The organism is Pseudomonas kielensis, assembly GCF_014236655.1.
Lineage (GTDB): Bacteria > Pseudomonadota > Gammaproteobacteria > Pseudomonadales > Pseudomonadaceae > Aquipseudomonas > Aquipseudomonas kielensis.
Map to the genome: position 1 here is coordinate 1 of NZ_JACMYG010000119.1, position 317 is coordinate 317.

Here is a 317-nt window from a genome sequence, read left to right on the forward strand (position 1 = left end):
CAGTGAAGATATCGTCTTTGGCGGTGACCACAGCAGAACCGGTGGTGCCATTGGCCGGGATCTTGATCTCGGTGCCGTCGGTGAGTTTGAAGGTCAACTCGCCATGGCTGGCCATCGGCATGCCGGCGGCGTTGGTCAGGGTCACGGTGTAGGTGACCGTGCCGCCTTCGGTGACCGTGGTTTTATCCACAGTCAGGGTGGCTTTCACCTCAGTGAGGGTGTCGCCGATGGTGACTTGGGCTTTGTCGCCCAGCACCAGATTTTCGAACGACTTGCCGTCGACGGTGGCGTTGTCGACACCCACTTCGATGATCTGA

The 317-nt window shown here is 59.3% G+C and carries 1 protein-coding gene; it reads right to left on the reverse strand.

From position 1 onward, the window contains the following. Window positions 1–317: immunoglobulin-like domain-containing protein (locus H7995_RS28280; RefSeq protein ID WP_185819345.1), on the reverse strand; the 317-nt coding region annotated here is incomplete at both ends.